At 58.0% G+C, this 21,845-nt stretch carries 4 protein-coding genes; 3 read left to right on the forward strand and 1 reads right to left on the reverse strand.

Features of this window, described 5'->3' with window-relative positions:
• Positions 1 to 101: 101 nt before the first annotated feature.
• Positions 102 to 1,256, reverse strand: a complete 1,155-nt coding sequence (gene metK / locus CRO19_RS12575) for a methionine adenosyltransferase (RefSeq protein WP_097096104.1) — start codon at positions 1,254 to 1,256, stop codon at positions 102 to 104.
• 792 nt (positions 1,257 to 2,048) lie between these two features.
• On the opposite strand from metK, the gene speA reads away from it, so the two are divergent.
• The 3 genes from speA to CRO19_RS12595 all read left to right on the forward strand — a co-directional run bounded on the left by speA (position 2,049) and on the right by CRO19_RS12595 (position 21,819).
• The gene (gene speA / locus CRO19_RS12580) at positions 2,049 to 4,028 is read left to right on the forward strand and encodes a biosynthetic arginine decarboxylase (RefSeq protein WP_097096105.1); all 1,980 of its coding nucleotides are present in this window, start codon (positions 2,049 to 2,051) and stop codon (positions 4,026 to 4,028) included.
• Between the two features lie 712 nt (positions 4,029 to 4,740).
• Positions 4,741 to 5,430, forward strand: coding sequence for an EAL domain-containing protein (locus CRO19_RS12585; protein WP_097096106.1), 690 nt, complete (start codon positions 4,741 to 4,743; stop codon positions 5,428 to 5,430).
• Positions 5,431 to 5,745: 315 nt separating this feature from the next.
• Complete coding sequence (locus CRO19_RS12595) at positions 5,746 to 21,819, forward strand: Ig-like domain-containing protein (protein WP_097096108.1); 16,074 nt, start codon at positions 5,746 to 5,748, stop codon at positions 21,817 to 21,819.
• The last annotated feature ends 26 nt before the right edge of the window (positions 21,820 to 21,845 follow it).

Genomic DNA, 21,845 nt, shown 5'->3' on the forward strand with positions numbered 1-21,845 from the left:
GCGTAGGGTCGCCATTCATGGCGACCGGTTACACCTTCATGCGCTCATGGCATAAAAAAGCCCGCCAATGGCGGGCTCGATAAAAAAGGTTACGTCTTAGCTTACTTCAAACCCGCCGCTTCACGCAGCTGCGCAGCTTTATCCGTCTGCTCCCATGGGAAGTGCTCACGACCAAAGTGGCCGTATGCTGCCGTCTCTTTGTAGATCGGCTTCAGCAGATCCATCATCTGAATCAGACCGTATGGACGCAGGTCGAAGAACTCGCGCACCAGTAACGTCAGCTGTTCAGTTGGCACTTTTTCGGTACCGAAGGTTTCAACCATGATGGAGGTTGGCTCAGCCACGCCGATGGCATAGGAAACCTGGATTTCGCAACGGTCAGCCAGGCCAGCCGCGACGATGTTCTTCGCCACATAGCGCGCTGCATAAGCGGCAGAGCGGTCAACTTTTGACGGATCTTTACCTGAGAATGCGCCGCCACCGTGACGTGCCATGCCGCCGTAGGTATCCACGATGATTTTACGCCCGGTCAGGCCGCAGTCGCCCATTGGGCCACCGATCACAAAACGACCGGTTGGGTTGATGTGATATTTGGTGCTGGCGTTGATCCACTCCGTCGGCAGAACCGGCTTGATGATCTCTTCCATCACCGCTTCACGCAGATCGGCGGTGGTCACCTCTTCAGCGTGCTGAGTAGACAGCACAACCGCATCGATACCAACAATTTTGCCGTCATCGTACTGGAAGGTAATCTGGCTTTTCGCATCTGGACGCAGCCACGGCAGTGAACCGCTTTTACGCACTTCCGCCTGACGCTGCACCAAACGGTGCGCATAAGTGACCGGCGCTGGCATCAGCACATCCGTTTCGTTGCTGGCGTAACCGAACATCAGGCCCTGGTCGCCCGCGCCTTGCTCCAGCGGATCGGTGCGGTCAACGCCCTGGTTAATGTCTGGAGATTGCTTACCAATTGCGCTCAGTACCGCGCAAGAGTTGGCATCAAAGCCCATATCGGAATGGACATAACCGATTTCACGTACGGTATTACGGGTGATCTCTTCGATATCAACCCAAGCGCTGGTGGTGATTTCACCGCCAACCAGCACCATACCGGTCTTAACGTAAGTTTCGCAGGCCACGCGTGCTTTCGGATCCTGTTCCAGGATCGCATCGAGCACGGCATCGGAAATTTGGTCAGCGATTTTATCAGGATGTCCTTCTGATACGGACTCAGATGTAAAAAGGTGTTTAGCCATTCTGTTCTTTACCTTACAAATGGTTTGAATACGACTGCGTAGCGCAAGCTGGGCCAGGCCGACTCGACGCCCCTTCAGGCAAAGCCGCAAGCAGTAGGAAGCGGGAGCGTTGGCTCACACCGCCTGGATGTTAATCAGTTTAGATGGAAAACCATCTGGACGGCTATTCTAGGTTACTCAGTGAGCACTTTTCCAGTGCTTTTTCTGATCCCGCATTTTCCGCAACATTACAAGTGGAATAATTTCCTGACACCCCACGCAGTTAGCTGACAAAGATTTTGCATTTTCGCGCATCTGGCGGTATAAAACGCCGCTGCTGTTGCAGCGCAAAAAGGATGACGCCGCTGTGCGTCGCGCCGTCAGATGCCGTTTACTCTGACTTTCACCCAAGCCGTTTTTCGCATGCTGTTAGCAGGCGATGGAGGTGATTAAACTCAATGAACCACTCTTTCACTCTCTTTGGTTCACAGCGCGGCTTCAGCGCGCAGGCACTCCTTTCACATTCCCAATCTGTTCTTTTCTCCTGTCGATGTTTTGCCCGTTGCGATAATCAGCCCGACACGAGCGCCGGTTAACATTTCTCTGCATCTATTACTGCATTTCGCTGTCTACTGACCGTGGACGTCTCAGGCTATTTTGCCCCGACTCCGGCGCGGTGTTTTACACTTACAGTCAGCATTGCACGTTGCAACCTTACAGAGGCAGCAAGCAGGATGAGGCAATTTTTACCCGGCGTCACCATGACAAAACTCGGTAACAAATTCATATTTCAACGGAAAATTGAGGTCCGCGATGTCTGACGACATGAAGAATATCAAGGGTTCGTCAGCTGGCGAACAAGGTTCACTCCGCTCCATGCAGGAGGTGGCAATGAACGATCAGGAAGCAAGCAGAATGCTGCGTACCTACAACATTGCCTGGTGGGGAAATAACTATTACGACGTCAACGAGCTCGGGCACATCAGCGTGTGCCCCGATCCGGATCGGCCGGAAGTGCGCGTTGACCTGGCGAAACTGGTTAAAGAGCGCGAGGCCGACGGACAACGTCTGCCTGCGCTGTTCTGCTTTCCGCAGATCCTCCAGCATCGCCTGCGTTCGATTAACGCCGCTTTTAAACGGGCGCGTGAATCCTACGGCTATAAAGGTGACTACTTCCTGGTTTACCCCATCAAGGTTAACCAGCATAAGCGCGTGATTGAATCGCTGGTCAACTCTGGTGAACCTTTGGGCTTAGAAGCCGGTTCGAAAGCCGAACTGATGGCGGTGCTGGCACATGCGGGTAAAACCCGCTCGGTGATCGTCTGTAACGGCTACAAAGACCGCGAATACATTCGTCTGGCACTGATTGGTGAAAAGCTTGGGCATAAAGTCTATCTGGTGATCGAGAAGATGACTGAAGTGCGCCTGGTGCTGGAAGAAGCCGAGCGCTTGAGCGTGATACCGCGTCTCGGTATCCGTGCGCGTTTGGCTTCGCAGGGCTCGGGAAAATGGCAGTCGAGCGGCGGCGAGAAATCCAAATTTGGTCTGGCGGCATCGCAAGTGCTGCAGCTGGTGGACATCATGCGCAAGGCCGGCCGTCTCGACAGCCTGCAGCTGCTGCACTTCCATCTCGGTTCTCAGATGTCGAATATTCGCGACATCGCCACCGGCGTGCGTGAGTCGGCGCGTTTCTATGTTGAGCTGGCGAAGCTGGGCGTTAACATCAAATGTTTTGATGTGGGCGGCGGTTTGGGCGTGGACTATGAAGGTACGCGTTCGCAGTCCGATTGTTCGGTCAACTACGGTCTGAATGAATACGCCAACAACGTTATTTGGGCGATTGGTGATGCCTGCGAAGAGAACGGACTGGAACATCCAACGGTGATCACCGAATCTGGCCGTGCGGTAACGGCGCACCATACGGTGCTGGTATCCAATATTATTGGTGTGGAACGCAACGAATTCAGTACGCCGGTGGCGCCGGATGTGGATTCTCCGCGTCCGATTCAGAGCCTGTGGGATACGTGGCAGGAGATGCACGAACCTGATGTCCGCCGCTCGCTACGCGAATGGCTGCATGATAGCCAGATGGATCTGTTCGATATTCACACCGGCTACTCGTCAGGCACCTACGATCTTGGCCAGCGCGCCTGGGCTGAGCAGCTTTATCTAAGCATCTGCCACTATATTCAGCAGCATCTGGATCCGAGCAACCGCGCGCACCGCCCGATTATCGATGAGCTGCAGGAGCGGATGGCGGATAAAATTTACGTCAACTTCTCGCTGTTCCAGTCGATGCCGGATGCATGGGGCATCGATCAGCTGTTCCCGGTGCTGCCGCTGGAAGGGCTGAACAAAATGCCTAAGCGTCGCGCGGTGTTACTGGATATCACCTGTGACTCCGATGGCACCATCGATCACTACGTCGATGGCGATGGTATTGCGACCACCATGCCGATGCCGGAGTACGACATCGATAATCCGCCGATGCTTGGCTTCTTTATGGTGGGCGCGTATCAGGAAATCCTCGGTAACATGCACAACTTGTTCGGTGATACTGAAGCGGTTGATGTGTTTGCCTTCCCGGATGGCAGCGTAGAAGTACAGCTTTCCGATGAGGGCGATACCGTGGCGGATATGCTGGAGTATGTGCAGCTGAATCCTAACGATCTGATGACGCTGTTCCGCGATCAGGTAACCCAGCAGACCGATATTGATGAAGAGTTACGCGCACAGTTCCTTTCCGAATTTGAAAGTGGATTGTACGGCTATACCTATCTTGAAGACGAGTAAGTCATCGTGACTTAGCCGAGCTTCGTAAGAAGCTCGGTTTTTTTCTGGCAATATCCTCACTTCACAGCTTCTTTTTTATTAATTTGTGAAGGCTATCACCCTTCAATACTTTGTAACGTCCTGCCCACTAATCTGCATTAATAGCGTTCTCGCTATCTCATTCTTTTTGCTAATAAAGCGAATCGTCTTGTTCATTCCTTGCAGCAATATCTTTTCATTAGCCGCTGATTTGTCAGCCATTGAACAGGTAATCTGTTATGAAACAAGCTGCATGCATAATTAAAATTTAAACATTAAGGGTTGAATAGTCACTTTGGGTAATTTTGTTTTCTGGTATCTTTTGGAATCATGGATTCTGAATGTAATTTTACGCATTTTAAGTCAAAAATAAAAATCAATAGATATTGCTTTAATTTTTATTATTAAAATTCAATTAGGTACTGTTTTTCTGGCCTGTCAAGGTGAGCGATAACTTAAATTTTTCTAGGAATTATCTGATCATTATGTGAAATTTAAAGAAATTTACCTGCGTTATTGATTGGTTTAAACGATTAAAGGTGCCAGCAGTGTTTACTGAAATCTATTTCTCAAAGTGTTAGTTGTACGTTAACCTTCAGTTAAGGTATTAAGTTTTATCAATGTTTCCCTTACTTATTACATGAGTAATCCTGACAGTTTAGTGCTATCAGGCTGTTGCAGTAAGGAGCATGAAATGAGCAATCCACCGAAGAATCTCTTCATATTGGAGCCGGTGTACGATTTATCCGGTCAGGTGATTGCCCGAGAGTTGTTAACGCGTTTTATCGATGACGCAGAGATCAATAATAAGCGTAACCCCAAAAGGGATGCAGGTTTCTTCAGTCAGCTTTCTGCTGACGTTAAATGGCAGTTATTCCTCCACCAGATCGAAAAACTTATTCAGCTATACCAGAAAGGGTTTGATCAGATTGTCAGTGTCAATGTTGATCGCGATATCGTAGCCAGCATTTTTAAAGACGATGAAATACAAGCAAAACTGGCTCAACTGACGCAACTGCGTCTGGAAATATCAACATTTTTCACCGCACGTTTTAATAGTGCCGATCTGCTCATTTTAAAAGGTGTTGCGAAAGTGACGCCCGCCCCTTTATGGCTCGATGACTTTGGTCCGGGTTATTCCAACCTGAACATGCTCGATAGCGGAATATTTGAAATCGTCAAGATTGACAAAAGTTTTTTTTGGCAATTTGGCGACGGTCGCACCTTTGACATTCTGCTTGGCCATCTCAACGACTTATGCAACGGCGTGATCGTTGAGGGTGTTGAAACCCAACACCAGGTCGACCTGCTGTCGCACAAAGCGATTTTAGGCATGCAGGGCTATTTCTGGCAGAGCGTCTATCTCGATGATTTTATAGCGTAATTCTGATTGTTGTTGGATGGGTTTTATCCATTGGGAATGTGAAATATGTCTAAGTCTGGCCTCCAGGCATTTCATGTCATCTGTGCCCGGCCGGATGAAAATAAAACTATTTATCCCGTGGTGATTTTAAGAAATAAATCCAATCAGTTATCAGGATGGCGGCTAAGCAAAACTCAACGCGATTTCATCATGAGTTTGTATGAGATCGATCAAGAGAAGAAGTGAATAATCTTGATGATTATTCGCTGTAAAAGCCGGTATCTGCGGATGCCGGGTATTTTTATGGAATGAATATCTGCGCGGGATCTCGATAACATGAATAATATCTCAGTAACCCCAAAAGGTGGGACGATTGCTTCTGAGCTGAGTGGTAATCAAGTTAATTTGACCGCTCCGAGTGTAGTTCAGTTGCATCTTAATCAGTCTGATATTAAGTCTTTCACACGCAATGGTAATGATTTAGTTGTTACAACAAAGTCTGGTGAAGTGCTTGTTATTCATAATTTTTACAGCCCGAATGGCGATAGCGATCTGGTTCTGTTAGACGATCGCGGCGCGATGTGGTGGGTTGAAGATCCCGGTACAGAAGGTTTCCATTACGTCTCCATCGATAGCACTGAAGGCCTGTTAGCCGAAAACACCACTAACGACGGCACCATCGCCGCCTTTGGTATCGGTGGCGCAGCCCTGGCCGGTTTAGGTGCACTGATTGCAGGTGGCGGCGGCGGTGGTGGTGGGGGAAATTCCACGCCGGGCGACAATGAGGGTGGCAACAATGGCGGTAATAACGGCGGAAATAATGGGGGTAATAACGGCGGTAACAATGGCGGGGGCGATACCACAGCGCCAGGCGCCATTAGTGACCTGGCGATCGGTGACAACGTTGGCCCGTATCAGGGCACGATTGGCGCTGGTGCCATTACCGATGACAACACCCCAACCCTGAGTGGCACCGCCGAAGCGGGTGCGATTGTTAGCGTTTACGATGGCACCACGCTGCTCGGTACCGTTACCGTAGGGGCCGATGGCCGCTGGAGCTTTACCACACCTGCGCTGGCAGACGGCCAGCACAGCCTAACGGCAACGGTGACAGACGCTGCCGGTAATACCAGTGCCGCTACAAATCCGGTGGATTTCACCGTTGATACCGTACCCCCCGCGATTACTGGCGTGAGCGTGGAGAACAATAGCGGCTCTACCGTGCTGCCCGTGACCAACGGCGGCGCAACCAACGACACCACGCCAGTGCTCAGGGGCACGGCCGAAGCGGGCAGTATTATTACCATTCGTGATGGTGATACCGTGCTTGGCAGCGTTACCGTAGCAAGCAATGGCACATGGAGCTTTACCAGTCCAGCCCTCGATCAAGGCAGCCACACGCTGAGCATCACCGCCACCGATGCGGCAGGTAATTCCAGCCCCGCTACCACCATCACCTTTACCGTTGATACCGACGCGCCCGCCGCTGCGACGGGCCTCTCTCTTGGCGATGGTTCGGGCACGATAAATAACGGCGGCACAACGGATGACAGCACGCCAACGCTCAGTGGGATAGGTGAAGCGGGTGCCACAATCAGCGTGTATGACGGGCAAACGCTGCTCGGCACGGCGGTAGTCGACGCGAATGGCGCCTGGAGCTTCACGACGCCAACATTAAGTAACGGCGCTCATAGCTTTACCGTCACCCAAACCGATGCGGCCGGTAACGTTGGCCCGGCTTCTACGGCCTATGGCGTGACCATTCAGGCAGATGCCCCTCCAGCCACCACCTCACTGGAAATCACCGATGACTCCGGCAATACGCTGGTCCAGCTCGGCAATGGTGCCAGCACGCACGACAGCACGCCAACGCTCAGCGGTCTGGCCACGGCGGGGGCACTGATTACCCTGTACAACGGCAGCACGGTGCTGGGAAGCGTCGTTGCGGGTAGCGATGGACAGTGGACATTCACACCCGCCGCGCTCGCGGATGGCTCTTATGCGTTCCACGCCTCAGTGGAAGACACCTCTGGCAATGTCACCCAAACGCCAATCATCACCATCACCATTGATACCATCGCCCCGGCCGCGGCCGGTGATTTACAACTGAGTGACAACGCAGGCAGCACGGCAGAGCCTATCGCTTCTGGCGGTGCGACCAATACGACTACGCCGGTGCTGAGCGGGACGGCTGAACCCGGCAGCACTGTCACCGTGCGCGATGGCGCCACCGTGCTGGGCAGTGCTACCGTGGGCAGCAATGGCACGTGGAGTTTCACTTCACCCGTGCTCTCTGAAGGTGACCACAGTCTCACTACCACCGTCACCGATCCGGCGGGTAACGTGGGGCCGGCATCCGATCCGATCAACTTCAGCGTGGATACCCAGCCACCTGCGGCAGCCAGCAATGTGGTGGTAAGCGATGATGTTGGTGCTTCCACCGGCCCGCTGACCGCTGGCGCGACCACCGATGACAGCACGCCAACCTTAACCGGTAATGGCGAGGCGAACGCGATCGTTAAAATTTATGATGGCAGCACGCTGTTGGGCAGCGTTGCGGTGGGCAGCGACGGTAGCTGGAGCTTTACCACACCCGCGCTGAATAATGGCCCGCATACGTTAAGCGTGACGGTGACCGATGCGGCAGGCAACGTCAGTCAGGCGACAACCGGATTTGGTTTCACCGTGGATGCTGGCGTGCCGCCCACCAACAGTACGCTTGAGATCACCGACGACAGCGGTAATACCTTGAAAGTCCTGTCCGAGGGCGCCAGTACGCACGATACCACGCCAATCCTCAGCGGATTGGCCTCGGCAGGGGCGGTTGTCACACTCTACAACGGCACGGAAGTGCTGGGCAGCACCACGGCTGGAGCCGATGGGCAGTGGAGCTTCACGCCAGCCGCGCTGATCGACGGCACGTATGCCTTCCACGCAACGGCGACCGATACCGCCGGTAATGTAACCGATTCTGCTACTCTCACCATCATCATCGATACCGTGGCACCGTCCGCGACAGGCGATCTGCAATTGACCGTTAACAGCGGCAGCGTGGTGACACCGATTGAGTCAGGCAGCACCACCAACGACAACACGCCAATATTGCGTGGTACCGCGGAGCCGGGCAGCATCGTCACTGTCCTCGACGGGACGACGGTGCTGGGAAGCGCGACGGTAGGCAGCAACGGCAGCTGGAGCTTTACCTCGCCAACGCTGAGTGAGGGCAATCATAGCCTGACCACCACGGTCACCGATGCCGCCGGTAACACGGGCCCAGCTTCAACGCCGATTACACTCACTGTTGATACCACTCCGCCGGCGCAGGTGGGCGACCTGGTGATTGCGGATAACGTCGGCGCAATCCAGGGGCCCTTAACCTCCGGGGATATCACCGATGACCGTACCCCGACCCTCAGCGGCACCGGTGAGCCGAATGCCACTATCAGCATTTACGATGGCACGACGCTGCTGGGCATTACCAGCGTGGGCGCAGATGGCAGCTGGAGTTTTACCACGCCAACGCTGAGTAATGGCAGCCACACGTTCACCGTCACGGCCACCGATACCGCAGGCAACGTTGGTCCGGCCACGCCACCGGTAATCGTGACCGTGAACGCGGATATTCCACCCGCGAGCGCGTCACTGGAAGTTACTGATGAGAATGGCAACACCGTTGCACAGCTTACTGACGGTGCCAGCACCAATAACGACAGCCCGGTTCTCAGCGGTTTGGCGGGCGCGGGCAACATTATCACCTTGTATGACGGTAATACGCTGCTTGGTAGCACCACGGCCGACAGTAATGGTCAGTGGATTTTCTACACCCAAAACCTGTCCAATGGCGCGCACGCGCTGCACGGCACGATTACAGATGCGAACGGCAACGTCACCGATACGGCGACCATCAACATTACCGTTGATACCCTCGCACCGGATGCAGCGAGCGGTGTTGAACTGACCAATGACACCGGCAGCATCACGCAGCCGATCATCTCCGGCAGCGCCACCAATGACGCCACGCCAGTGCTAAGCGGTACGGCGGAAGCAGGCAGCAAAGTGACCATCCTTGATGGCACCACCGTGCTCGGTACGGTTACCGTAGGCGGCGATGGTAACTGGAGCTTCACGACTCCAGCGTTGGGCGACGGTAATCACAGCATCACCACCACCGTGACCGATGCGGCCGGTAACGTCAGCCCCGCGAGCGCGCCGATTGCCTTCAGTGTGGATACCAGCGCGCCAGCCGCAGTAAGCGGCCTTGTCGTGACCGATAATGTCGGCAGCAGCACGGGTCCGCTGGCCTCGGGCGCAACCACCGATGACAGTACGCCAACCCTTACGGGTACCGCCGAAGCGGGATCGGTGGTGCGGGTTTATGACGGCACTACGCTACTGGGCTCGACGACTGTCGGCGGCAACGGAAGCTGGAGCTTTACGCCAGAGGCGGCGCTGACCAACGGCCAGCACAGCCTGACCACCACGGTGACCGACGCGGCAGGCAATGTCAGCCCGACTTCACCGGCCTTTAGCCTTAATGTTGACGCCGGTGTTCCGGCCACCAACAGCTTGCTGATCGTGACGGATGACAGCGGCAGCACGATGGTTGAACTGCCAAACAACGCCAGCACCCACGACACGACGCCGATTTTGAGCGGGCAGGCGGGCGCGGGTGATGTAATCACGCTGTACAACGGTACGACGGTTATTGGCAGTGTGGTAGCAGGAACCGATGGTCAGTGGAACTTTACTCCAGCGGCTCTGGATGACGGCACGTACGCCTTCCACGCCACCGCCACCAATGCCACCACCGGCGTGGTAACGGATACGCCAACCATTACCATCACCATTGATACCGTGGTGCCGACGGCACCCGCTGACGTGGGGCTGACCGACGGCTCAGGCGATCCGATTCCACAAGGCGGCAGCACCAATAACAACACGCCGACCCTGACGGGAACCGGCGAAGCGGGCAGTACGGTGACCATCTCAGATGGTACCACCGTGCTTGGCACCACTACGGTGGATAGCGACGGCAACTGGAGTTACACCACGCCTGCGCTGAGCGATGGTAATCATAGCCTGACATCTACCGTTACCGATCCGGCTGGCAACACCAGCCCGGCCTCTTCACCTGTGACGGTGACGGTTGATACTCAACCGCCAGCCGCAGCAGGCAATGTCCACTTCAGTAACGAGGACGGCACGCCGATTGCGGCGGGCGGTTCCACCAATGACACAACGCCAACCTTAAGCGGCAGCGCGGAGCCGGGCAGCATCGTAACGGTCTCTGATGGCACCACCGTGTTGGGTACCGCCACCACCGGCAGCGATGGCAACTGGAGCTTTACGCCAGACAATGCGTTAAGCGAAGGACAGCACAATCTCACCACCACGGTTACCGATACGGCGGGTAACGTCGGTCCGGTTTCTTCCGTGGTGATTGTGATTGTTGATACCACACCACCGGCTGCGGCTACCGATCTGCAGCTCGCGAACGATAGCAGTGGTACGCCGGTGCCCGTGGCCGAGAACGGTGCCACCAACGATGTGACTCCCATGTTGAGCGGTCGCGCGGAGCCGGGCAGTACCGTCACCGTTTCTGATGGCACGACCGTGCTCGGCACCGCCACCGTCGGCAATGATGGCAGCTGGAGCTTTACCTCCCCGACACTTGGCGATGGCCCGCATAGCCTGACCACCACCGTGACCGATTCTGCCGGTAACGTTGGCGCGCCAAGTGCGCCATTGACCTTTACCATCGATACCACCGCACCTGCCGCACCCGGTGGTGTGCAGCTCAGTAACGATACCAGCGGCACGCCAGTACCGATTAGCTCCGGCGCGGCGACCAATGATCCTACGCCGGTGCTGAGCGGAACCGCCGCAGCAGGCAGTACGATTACGGTCTCTGATGGCGGCACCGTGCTGGGCAGCGTTACCGTGGGCAGCGGCGGGGAATGGAGCTTTACCACCCCAGCGCTGAACGAGGGCAACCATAGCCTGACCGCGACGGTGACCAGCCCGGCAGGCAACACCAGCGCCCCATCGGCACCGATTTTGGTTACCGTGGATATCACGCCGCCAGCAGCGGCGACCGATTTGCAATTGAGCAACAACGAAGGTGGCACATCCGTGCCGATTGCGGCAGGTGGCACCACTAACGACACCACTCCAGCGTTGAGCGGTACGGCGGAAGCGGGCAGCACCGTGACGGTGCTGGATGGATCCACCGTGCTGGGTACCGCCACCGTCGGCAGTGACGGAAGCTGGAGCTTTACTCCGACGACGCCGCTCACCGCTGGCGAACATACGCTTACCACGACGGTGACCGATGCGGCAGGCAACGTGGGCGCAGCGTCCTCGCCTATCACCGTAAACATTGACACCACTCAGCCGCCTGCGGCAGAAAACGTGGTGCTCAATAATGACGATGGCAGCACGCCGGTGCCGATTGCCTCCGGCGGTGCGACCAACGACACCACACCGGCGATCAGCGGTACGGCAACCGAAGGCAGCATTGTCACCATACGTGATGGCAACACGGTGCTGGGCAGCGTCACCGTCGGCAGCGATGGAAGCTGGAGCTTCACCACACCAACGCTGAGCGAGGGCGCACACAGCCTGACCACCACGGTGACCAGCTCGTCCGGTAACGTTAGCGAACCATCAACGCCGATTGCCTTTACCGTCGACACGCAGGCACCGGCAACGTCAAGTGAACTGCAACTCAGCAACGATGGCGGTACGGCGATTGCAGCAGGCGGGGTCACCAACGACAGCACGCCAGTGCTAACGGGCAGCGCAGAAGCCGGCAGTATCGTCACGGTACGTGATGGCAACGCCGTATTGGGCACGGCTAACGTTGATAGCGAGGGCAACTGGACCTTCACGCCCGCGACGCCGCTGGGCGAGGGCAGCCACAGTCTCACCACCACGGTAACCGATGCGGCAGGTAACAGCAGCGGGGCTTCCACGCCAATTGTCTTCACCGTGGATACCACGCCACCCGTCGCGGCCACCGATCTGCAACTCAGCAATGACAACAGCGGCACGGCGGTGCCAATTGATACCGGCGGCCGTACCAACGACACCACGCCAGTGCTGAGTGGTAATGCCGAAGCGGGCAGCATCGTCACGGTGCTTGATGGCACCACGGTGCTGGGCAGTACAACCGTAGGAACCGATGGTCAATGGAGCTTTACGCCTGCAACGCCGCTGGACACAGGCTTGCACAGTTTCACCACCACGGTAACCGATGCGGCCGGTAACGTCGGTCCGGCATCGGCGGCCATCGCGGTGACCATCGATACCACGCCACCGCCTGCTGCGGCTGACGTTGTGCTCAATAACGATCAGGGCACGACGCCAACACCCATCGCCTCCGGTGGTGCAACCAATGACACCACTCCGGTGTTGAGTGGTTCTGCGGAAACCAACAGCATCGTCACCGTGCGCGATGGCAACACGGTATTGGGCTCAGTCATTGTTGGTAGCGATGGCACATGGAGCTTCACCACTCCGGCCCTGAGCCAGGGCCAGCACAGCCTGACGGCGACGGTAACCGATGACGCAGGCAACATCAGCACGCCTTCCCCAGCCATCACCTTTACCGTGGATACCGAAGCGCCGTCTGCGGCCATTGGTCTGCAGCTGAGCAATGATTCAGGTGAAACGGCGATACCGATTGCCGCAGGCGGCGCGACCAATGACACCACGCCACTGTTGAGCGGCAGCGCCGAAGCGGGCAGTACGGTCATTATTTCTGATGGTAGCAACGTACTGGGCTCTGTAGTGGTTGGCGACGACGGCAACTGGAGCTTCACCTCGCCAACCCTCGGTGAGGGTCCACATAGCCTGACCACCACCGTGACCGATGCGGCGGGTAACGTTAGCGCACCATCCGCCGCACTGGAATTTAACATCGATCTTACGCCACCGGCGGCACCGAACGATATTACGCTGAGTAATAACAATGGCAGCTCGCCCGTCGCCATTGATGGGGGCAGCAGCACCAACGACGCCACACCGCTTATCACGGGAACGGCTGAAGCAGGTAGCACGGTAACCGTGCTGGATGGCGGCACCGTGCTGGGCACCGCGATTGTCGGCAGCGATGGTAACTGGAACTTCACTTCGCCGCTGCTGGGCGAAGGCGGCCACAGCCTGACGGCGACGGTGACCGATCCTGCAGGTAACGTGGGCCCGGCCTCTGCACCGGTTACGTTTAGCGTTGATACCGTTGCACCGGCTGTGGCGACTGACCTCGTGCTGAACAATGATAATGGCAGCACGCCGGTACCGATTGCCAACGACGGCACGACCAACGACAGCACGCCAGTGTTGAGCGGTGTGGCAGAAGCGAACAGCATTGTCATCGTCTCTGACGGCACCACCGTGTTAGGAAGCGCCATCGCCAATGCACAGGGCGACTGGAGCTTCTCACCGACGCTAACAGATGGCACACATAATCTGAGTGTCACCGTGCGCGATGCCGCAGGTAACACCAGCGCACCGAGCGCCACCGTGACGGTGACGGTGGATACCGTTGCGCCGCCGGCCGCAACTGAGCTGACGCTGACCAATGATGTAGGCGGTGCGGCCATCGCCATTCCAAACGGCGGTCTGACTAACGACAACACGCCAGTGCTAAGCGGTGCGGGGCAAGAAGGCAGCATCATTACCGTCTCCGATCAGAATGGCGTGCTGGGATCGGTCGCCGTCGGCGCTGGCGGTACATGGAGCTTCACCCCGCCTGTGGCGCTGGCTGATGGCTCTCACACGCTGAGCGTGACGGCAAGCGATGCCGCTGGCAACGTCAGCGCACCGACCACCATTAACGTGGTAGTGGACGCCACGCCGCCGGCCGCCGCCGCAGAGATTATCGTCAGCAATGATGATGGCGCCTCACCGGTTGCTATTGCTAATGGCAGTATCACCAATGACAACACGCCATTCCTTACCGGCACGGCAGAAGCGGGCAGCACGGTAATTATTCGTGATGGTGACGCGATTCTTGGCAGCGCTTCGGTGGGCAGTAACGGCCAGTGGAGCTTCGCCTCACCGGTGCTGGGTGACGGTCCGCATAGCCTGACCACCACGGTGGTTGATGCCGCTGGTAATGTGAGCCCGGCCTCAACGGCAATCGACTTCAACGTCGATACCTCGGTGCCTGCCGCCGCAACGCTGGAGGTCAGAAACGATGATGGTACGACGCCAGTGCTGGTACCGAATGGCACCAGCACCAATGACAACACGCCGCTGCTGAGTGGCAACGCCGAAGCGGGTAGCGTGGTGACCATTTACGATGGCAATGTGGTGATAGGTTCAACCACCGCGATTGCCGATGGCACATGGAGCTTCAACTCCCCGACCCTGACCGATGGTTCGCATACGTTGACCGCAACGGTTACCGATGAGGTGGGTAACGTCAGTGCGCCGTCGGCCAGCTTTACCGTGCTGGTGGATGCTACGGCTCCGCAGCCGGCGGAAGGTCTGCTGCTGCAGAACAATAACGGCGGCACGCCAGTCACCATTGCTGACGGCGGCATTACCAACGACAGCACGCCGGCGATCAGCGGTACGGCGGAAGCCAATGCCATCGTCAGAGCCTACGTCGGCACCACGCTGGTGGGGTCAGCGGTGGCAGGCAGCGACGGCGCATGGAGCATCACCACCACGGCGCTGGCCGATGCGACTCATACGCTGAACGTCACCGTGACGGATGCAGCCGGTAACGTCAGTTCCAATGCTGCGGTATCGCTAACGGTGGATACCTCAATACCAGCAGCGGTACTGAGCTTTGCTGTCTATAACGACGTCAGCACCACGCCGGTACAGGTAGCGGATAATGGGAATACCAACGACAACACGCCAGTCATTAGCGGGACCGGTGTGGCGGGTACGACCATCAATATCTACGACGGCGATAACCTGCTCGGCACCACCACGGTGGGCGATAACGGAGTCTGGCGCTTCGTAACCGCAGAGCTGGGCGAGGGGCAGCATAGTTTCACCGTCTCGGTGACCAACGCAGCGGGTACCACCGGTGCGGAAGCGATACCGATTACGATTAATATCGATACCGTGCCACCGGTGGCGGTCACCGATTTGGTGATCACCGATAATGTCGGCACCAGCACCGGTGAACTTACGCAAGGCCAGACTACCGATGACAACACGCCAACGCTAAGCGGCTCAGCCGAGAGCGGAAGTGTGGTCTCCATCTACGATGGCACCACGCTGTTAGGCAGTGTGACGGCCGTTAACGGCGCGTGGAGCTTCACCACCGCCGCGCTGAGCAATGGCAGCCATAGCTTCACCGTAACGGTGAAAGACGAAGCTGGCAACGTGGGCCCGGCATCGCCGGACTTCACCATCATCATCGAAGCCGGTTTACCACCGGCCACCACCACGCTGGAAATTACGGATAACAGCGGCAGCACGCTGGTCGAACTGACAAATGGCGCTTACACCAAAGACAGCACGCCAGCACTGAGTGGACTGACTGAACCAGGTAATATTGTCAGGATTTTCGATGGTGAAACCGAGCTGGGTAGCGTCACCGCCGATGCCAATGGGCAGTGGAGCTACACGCCTGCAGCATTGACGGAAGGGGCTCATGCTATCTCCGTGCTGGTGACAGATGCCACCGGCAACAACGGTGTCCAGTCAGATCCGATTACCATCAACGTTGACATCACGGCGCCCGTGGCGGTGACCGACCTTGAGGCCGCCAATAACAACGGCAGCACGCCGGTGCCGATTGCCAACAACGGCATCACCAACGACAGCACGCCGCAGCTCACCGGTACGACGGAAGCGAACGGCATTGTCACCGTTTACGATGGCAACACCGTTATCGGATCGACCACGGCGAATGGCAGCGGGGAGTGGAGCTTTACTTCTCCAACCCTTAATCAGGGTAACCATGCGCTGAGCGTAACGGTGACCGATGCCGCAGGTAACGTCGGACCTCGCTCTGAGGTGGTGAATCTCACCGTGGATACCGTGGCACCTAACGCCTCAACGCTGCTGGTCACCAATGATGTGACCAGCACGACGGTGCCGAACGGAGGTGCTACCAACGACAACACGCCAACCCTGAGCGGTACGGCGGAAGTCGGCAGTGTGATCACCGTGTATGACGGTACGACGGTGCTGGGTTCTGTGGCTGCCGGAACGGGCGGCGCGTGGAGCTTCACCACCGCCGAACTGGGTGAGGGTAGCCATTCATTCAGCGTGCGTGTCACCGATGCTGCGGGTAATACCAGCGTGGCATCAAGCACTGCTACAGTGGTGGTCGATACGGTGGCACCAGCGGGCATCGACGACCTTATCGCGGTGAACAACAACGGCAGCTCGCCGGTGCAGATTGCCGCAGGCGGCACCACCAACGACAGCACGCCAAACTTGAGCGGTACGGCGGAAGCGGGCAGCATCGTTAAAATTTTCGATGGCAGCACGCAGATTGGTTCGGTGACGGCGGGCAGCAATGGCGCGTGGAGCTTCACGTCGCCAACGCTCTCTGATGGTCTGCACACGCTGAACGTCACGGCGACCGATGCGGCAGGCAACGTTAGCCCGAACGCATCGGTCAGCCTCACCGTGATCACTGCGGCACCGACGCCCGTCAGCGATCTGGTGGTTTCTGACAACGTGGGCGCAACGCAAGGAGCGCTTGTCAACGGCGCCGCAACCGATGACAACACGCCAACGCTGAGTGGCACCGCGACAGCAGGCAACGTGGTGATTATCTCCGACGGCAACACGGTGCTTGGCTCGGTAGTGGCGGGCAGCAACGGCGCATGGAGCTTTACCCCGGCAGCCCTGAGCGAAGGTGCGCATCCGTTGAGCGTCACGGTGCGTGATGCGGCGGGTAACACCAGCAGCGCCACCACCTTCACCGTTAACGTGGATACGGTGGCACCCGCTAACGCCACGCTGCAGATCACCAATGACGCGACGGGCAATACGGTGCCGAACGGCGGATCCACCAACGACAGCACGCCAACGCTAAGCGGTACGGCGGAAGCGGGCAGTAAAGTGTCTATTTATGATGGCGCTACGCTGCTGGGCACGGCGACCGCCAGCGATACGGGCACCTGGAGCTTCACCACGGCTGCACTGGACCAGGGCGCGCACCCATTGAGCGTCACGGTGACGGATGCCGCAGGTAACGTCAGCGGCAGCACCTCGGCGACCGTCACCATCGATACCGTGGCACCGCCTGCGGTGACGGGGCTGGGCGCCGCCAACAACAACGGCAGCACGCCGATCGCGATTGCTGCGGGCGGTAGCACCAATGACAACACGCCAGCGCTGAGCGGCTCGGCGGAAGCGGGCAGTATCGTGAGAGTTTACGATGGCGGCACGCTGATCGGTTCGGTCACCGTAGGCAGTAACGGCAACTGGAGTTTCACCACGCCAACCCTGGCAGACGGCCCACACACGCTTAACGTTACGGCGACCGATGCGGCGGGCAACGTCAGTCCCAATGCTTCCTTCGCCTTGACGGTAGATACCGTGGTACCTGCGCCAGTGACGAACCTGGTGATCACCGATGATGTCGGTACCAGTCAGGGCCCGCTGGCCAACGGCGCGGTCACCGATGACGCCACGCCAACCCTGAGCGGCACGGCAGAAGCGAACGCGATTGTCACCATCTACGACGGCAGCACGGTGCTGGGTTCCGTTACTGCGGGCACCAACGGCGCCTGGACCTTTACCACGGCGACGCTCAGCAACGGGACCCACCCGCTGAGCGTGACGGTGAAAGATGCCGCGGGTAACACCAGTGCGGCCACCACGCCGGTTTCCATCACCGTGGATACCGTGGCGCCGACCGCCTCAACGCTGGTGATCACCAACGACGTCACCAATACCACGGTGCCGAGCGGCGGGGCCACCAACGACACCACGCCAACCCTGAGCGGCGTGGCGGAAGCGGGCAGCATCGTTAAAATTTTCGACGGCAGCACCCAGATTGGTTCGGTAACGGCGGGCAGCAACGGCGCGTGGACCTTCACCACCGCAGCACTGACGCAGGGCACGCATCCGCTGAGCGTGACGGTAACGGATGCCGCCGGCAACGTCAGCGGCACCACCTCGGCGTCGGTGATTATCGATACCACGCCGCCGGCAGCGGTTACCAACCTGGTGGCCTCGAACAACAACGGCAGCACGGCGGTGACCATCCCGAATAATGGTGCCACCAACGACAGCACGCCGCTGTTGACGGGTTCTGGTGAAATCGGTGCGAAGATCAGCGTCTACGACGGCAGCACGCTGCTGGGCACCACCACGGTGGGCAGCAACGGTACCTGGAGCTTCATTGCTACCACGCTGAGCAACGGTGCGCACACGCTGAACGTCACAGCAACCGATGCAGCGGGCAACGTGAGTCCGAATGCGTCAACGACGTTGACCATCGATACCGTCGCCCCTGCGCCGGTGACGAACCTGGTGATCACCGATGATGTCGGTACCAGTCAGGGCCCGTTGGCTAATGGTGCAATCACCGATGACGCCACGCCAACCCTGAGCGGCACGGCGGAAGCGAACGCGATTGTCACCATCTACGACGGCAGCACGGTGCTGGGATCGGTTACTGCGGGCACCAACGGCGCATGGACCTTCACCACGGCGACGCTCAGCAACGGGACCCATTCGCTGAGCGTAACGGTGAGCGATGCAGCGGGTAACACCAGTGCAGCCACCACGCCGGTTTCCATCACCGTGGATACCGTGGCACCAATAGCTTCAACGCTGGTGATCACCAACGACGTCACCAATACCACGGTGCCGAGCGGCGGTGCCACCAATGACACCACGCCAACCCTGAGCGGCGTGGCGGAAGCGGGCAGCATCGTTAAAATTTTCGACGGCAGCACCCAGATTGGTTCGGTGACGGCGGGCAGCAACGGCGCGTGGACCTTCACCACCGCAGCACTGACGCAGGGCACGCATCCGCTGAGCGTGACGGTAACGGATGCCGCCGGCAACGTCAGCGGCACTACCTCGGCGTCGGTGATTATCGATACCACGCCGCCGGCAGCGGTCACCAACCTGGTGGCCTCGAACAACAACGGCAGCACGGCGGTGACCATTCCCAACAACGGCATCACCAACGACAGCACACCGCTGTTGACCGGTAGCGGCGAAGTTGGCGCGAAGATCAGCGTCTACGATGGCAGCACGCTGCTGGGCACCACCACGGTGGGCAGCAACGGCAGCTGGAGCTTCATTGCTACCACGCTGAGCAACGGTGCGCACACGCTGAACGTTACGGCAACCGATGCGGCGGGCAACGTGAGCCCGAACGTGTCGACCACGCTGACCGTCGATACCGTCGCGCCAGCGGCCAGTACGCTCACCATTGTTGACGATGCGGGCAGTACGCCTGTGACGCTGACCAATGGCGCGTACACCCGCGACACCACTCCGGTGCTGAGCGGCACCGCGGAAGTCGGCGCAGTGGTGACCATTTTCGATGGCAGCACCGCGCTCGGTTCCGTCACGGTAGGCGCAGGGGGAAGCTGGACCTTCACCACCGCCGCGCTGGCAAACGGTGCGCATCCGTTGACCACCACCGTGACGGACTCGGCGGGCAACGTCAGCACCGGTAATACAGCGGTAACGGTGAACGTTGATACCGTGCCACCTGCTGCAGTGAGCGGTCTGGCGATTGACGCGACAGGTACCACCGTAACCGGTAGCGGCGAAGTCGGCGCGACGGTCACCGTGCGTGATGCCAGCGGGGCATCGCTGGGTACTGCGACGGTAGGCGCGGGCGGTGCATGGTCGGTTAACCTGACCACAGCCCAGACCACCGGTGCTTCCCTGTCGGTTATCCAGACGGACCGTGCGGGTAACGTCTCAACGAGCACACCGCTTACCGGGGCGATTCGTATTGTGGCCACCAATGACACCAACGAGGTGGACTACAGCACCACGCAGGCGACGGTCAACAACGGTACCACCAGCGTTTCGCATGTGGCACTTGCCAACGTGGGATTGGGCAGCGTCCTCAATGCTACCGTGCTCTCCAACGGTAATGCCTATGTGTTTAGCGTCGGCAACGACGATACGCGCAGCGTGACGCTCAACGGTTCGGTGGGCGGGATCAGTCTGATCTCAACCTACTCCATGTACCTCTATGAGCAGCAGACCAATGGCACCTGGCTGTTGATCAATACCCGATCTAATTACCTGTCAACCGGCTTGATTTCTCTGGGTACGCAAACCGGCGCCAACGTGACCTATAGCAATCTGGGCACCGGCACCTATGCCGTGGTGATTGGATCCAACGTGAGCGTCAACCTGCTGCCGACCACCACCATCAGCACGGTGTCCGATTTCACCACGCTGGCGGTAACGGTGGCGGCAACGGTGACAGGTAACTTGCTGACCAACGACACCAGCTCCGTCGCCGGTACGATTCCGACGGGGACGGCGATTACCACGGTGTCTGGCAGCGTGGTGGGATCGAGCGGGAACACGGTGATCAACACCACGTACGGTACGCTGACCATCGACTCGCACGGTAACTACACCTATGTACTGAAGGCCGGTCTGGATATCGACACGCTGCCTACCGCGGACACCTTTAGCTACTCGGTAAGGGATGCCAGCGGTGCGGTGACCTCGGCAACCTTGACGGTAAACCTGCATAACGGTGCGTCAACCAGCACGCTGGTAACCACCAACAGCCTGTTTACCGAAGCGGCAAATGACCACGATGCCAGCGGCAGCATCTACGGTTCGTCAACCGCCAGCCATAGCGGAACCTTGAGCATCACTAATGAACACGGCGATATCACCACCGTGCACAGCGTGGGCACAACGACGGTTGCGGGGGACTACGGGGTGCTGACGATTGCGGCCAACGGCAGCTATACCTACTCGCTTAATGCGGGCGTGGATGGACAATCTATCACGCACAAAGAGGTGTTCAGTTATACCCTGGCGGCCAGCGATGGCACCATCACCACGCAGTCGTTCACCATCGAGCTACACCCAACCATCACAGGCACCGCCGGGGCTGACACGCTTTCTGGCGGCGCTTACGACGACACCATCACCAGTGGTGCCGGCGCCGATACGTTGGTGTATCACTTGCTGGCGAGCGCCGATGCGACCGGCGGTAACGGTCACGATACCTGGACCGACTTCAATGTTGCGCAGGGCGACAAAATTGACGTCAGCAACTTGCTAATCGGCTGGAATGATTCCACAAGTAATATTAATGATTTCGTGAAAGTGGACCATACTTCAGACGGTAATACGGTGCTCTCAATTGACCGTGATGGTAGCGGTACGGGTTACAGCGCAACGCAGCTGATTACGCTGGAAGGCGTGAACGTTTCGCTGGAGGAGTTGCTGCAACAACCGCACCAAACCCACACGGTCTAGTAACTCGGTGAAGCAGGGATGCAGTA

The organism is Candidatus Pantoea floridensis (assembly GCF_900215435.1).
Lineage (GTDB): Bacteria > Pseudomonadota > Gammaproteobacteria > Enterobacterales > Enterobacteriaceae > Pantoea > Pantoea floridensis.

Bases quoted from the DNA above. Each gene is read 5' to 3' on its own strand.
- CRO19_RS12595 (WP_097096108.1), top strand. From the start codon at position 5,746: ATGAATAATATCTCAGTAACCCCAAAAGGTGGGACGATTGCTTCTGAG.
- CRO19_RS12585 (WP_097096106.1), top strand. From the start codon at position 4,741: ATGAGCAATCCACCGAAGAATCTCTTCATATTGGAGCCGGTGTACGAT.
- metK (WP_097096104.1), bottom strand. From the start codon at position 1,256: ATGGCTAAACACCTTTTTACATCTGAGTCCGTATCAGAAGGACATCCT.
- speA (WP_097096105.1), top strand. From the start codon at position 2,049: ATGTCTGACGACATGAAGAATATCAAGGGTTCGTCAGCTGGCGAACAA.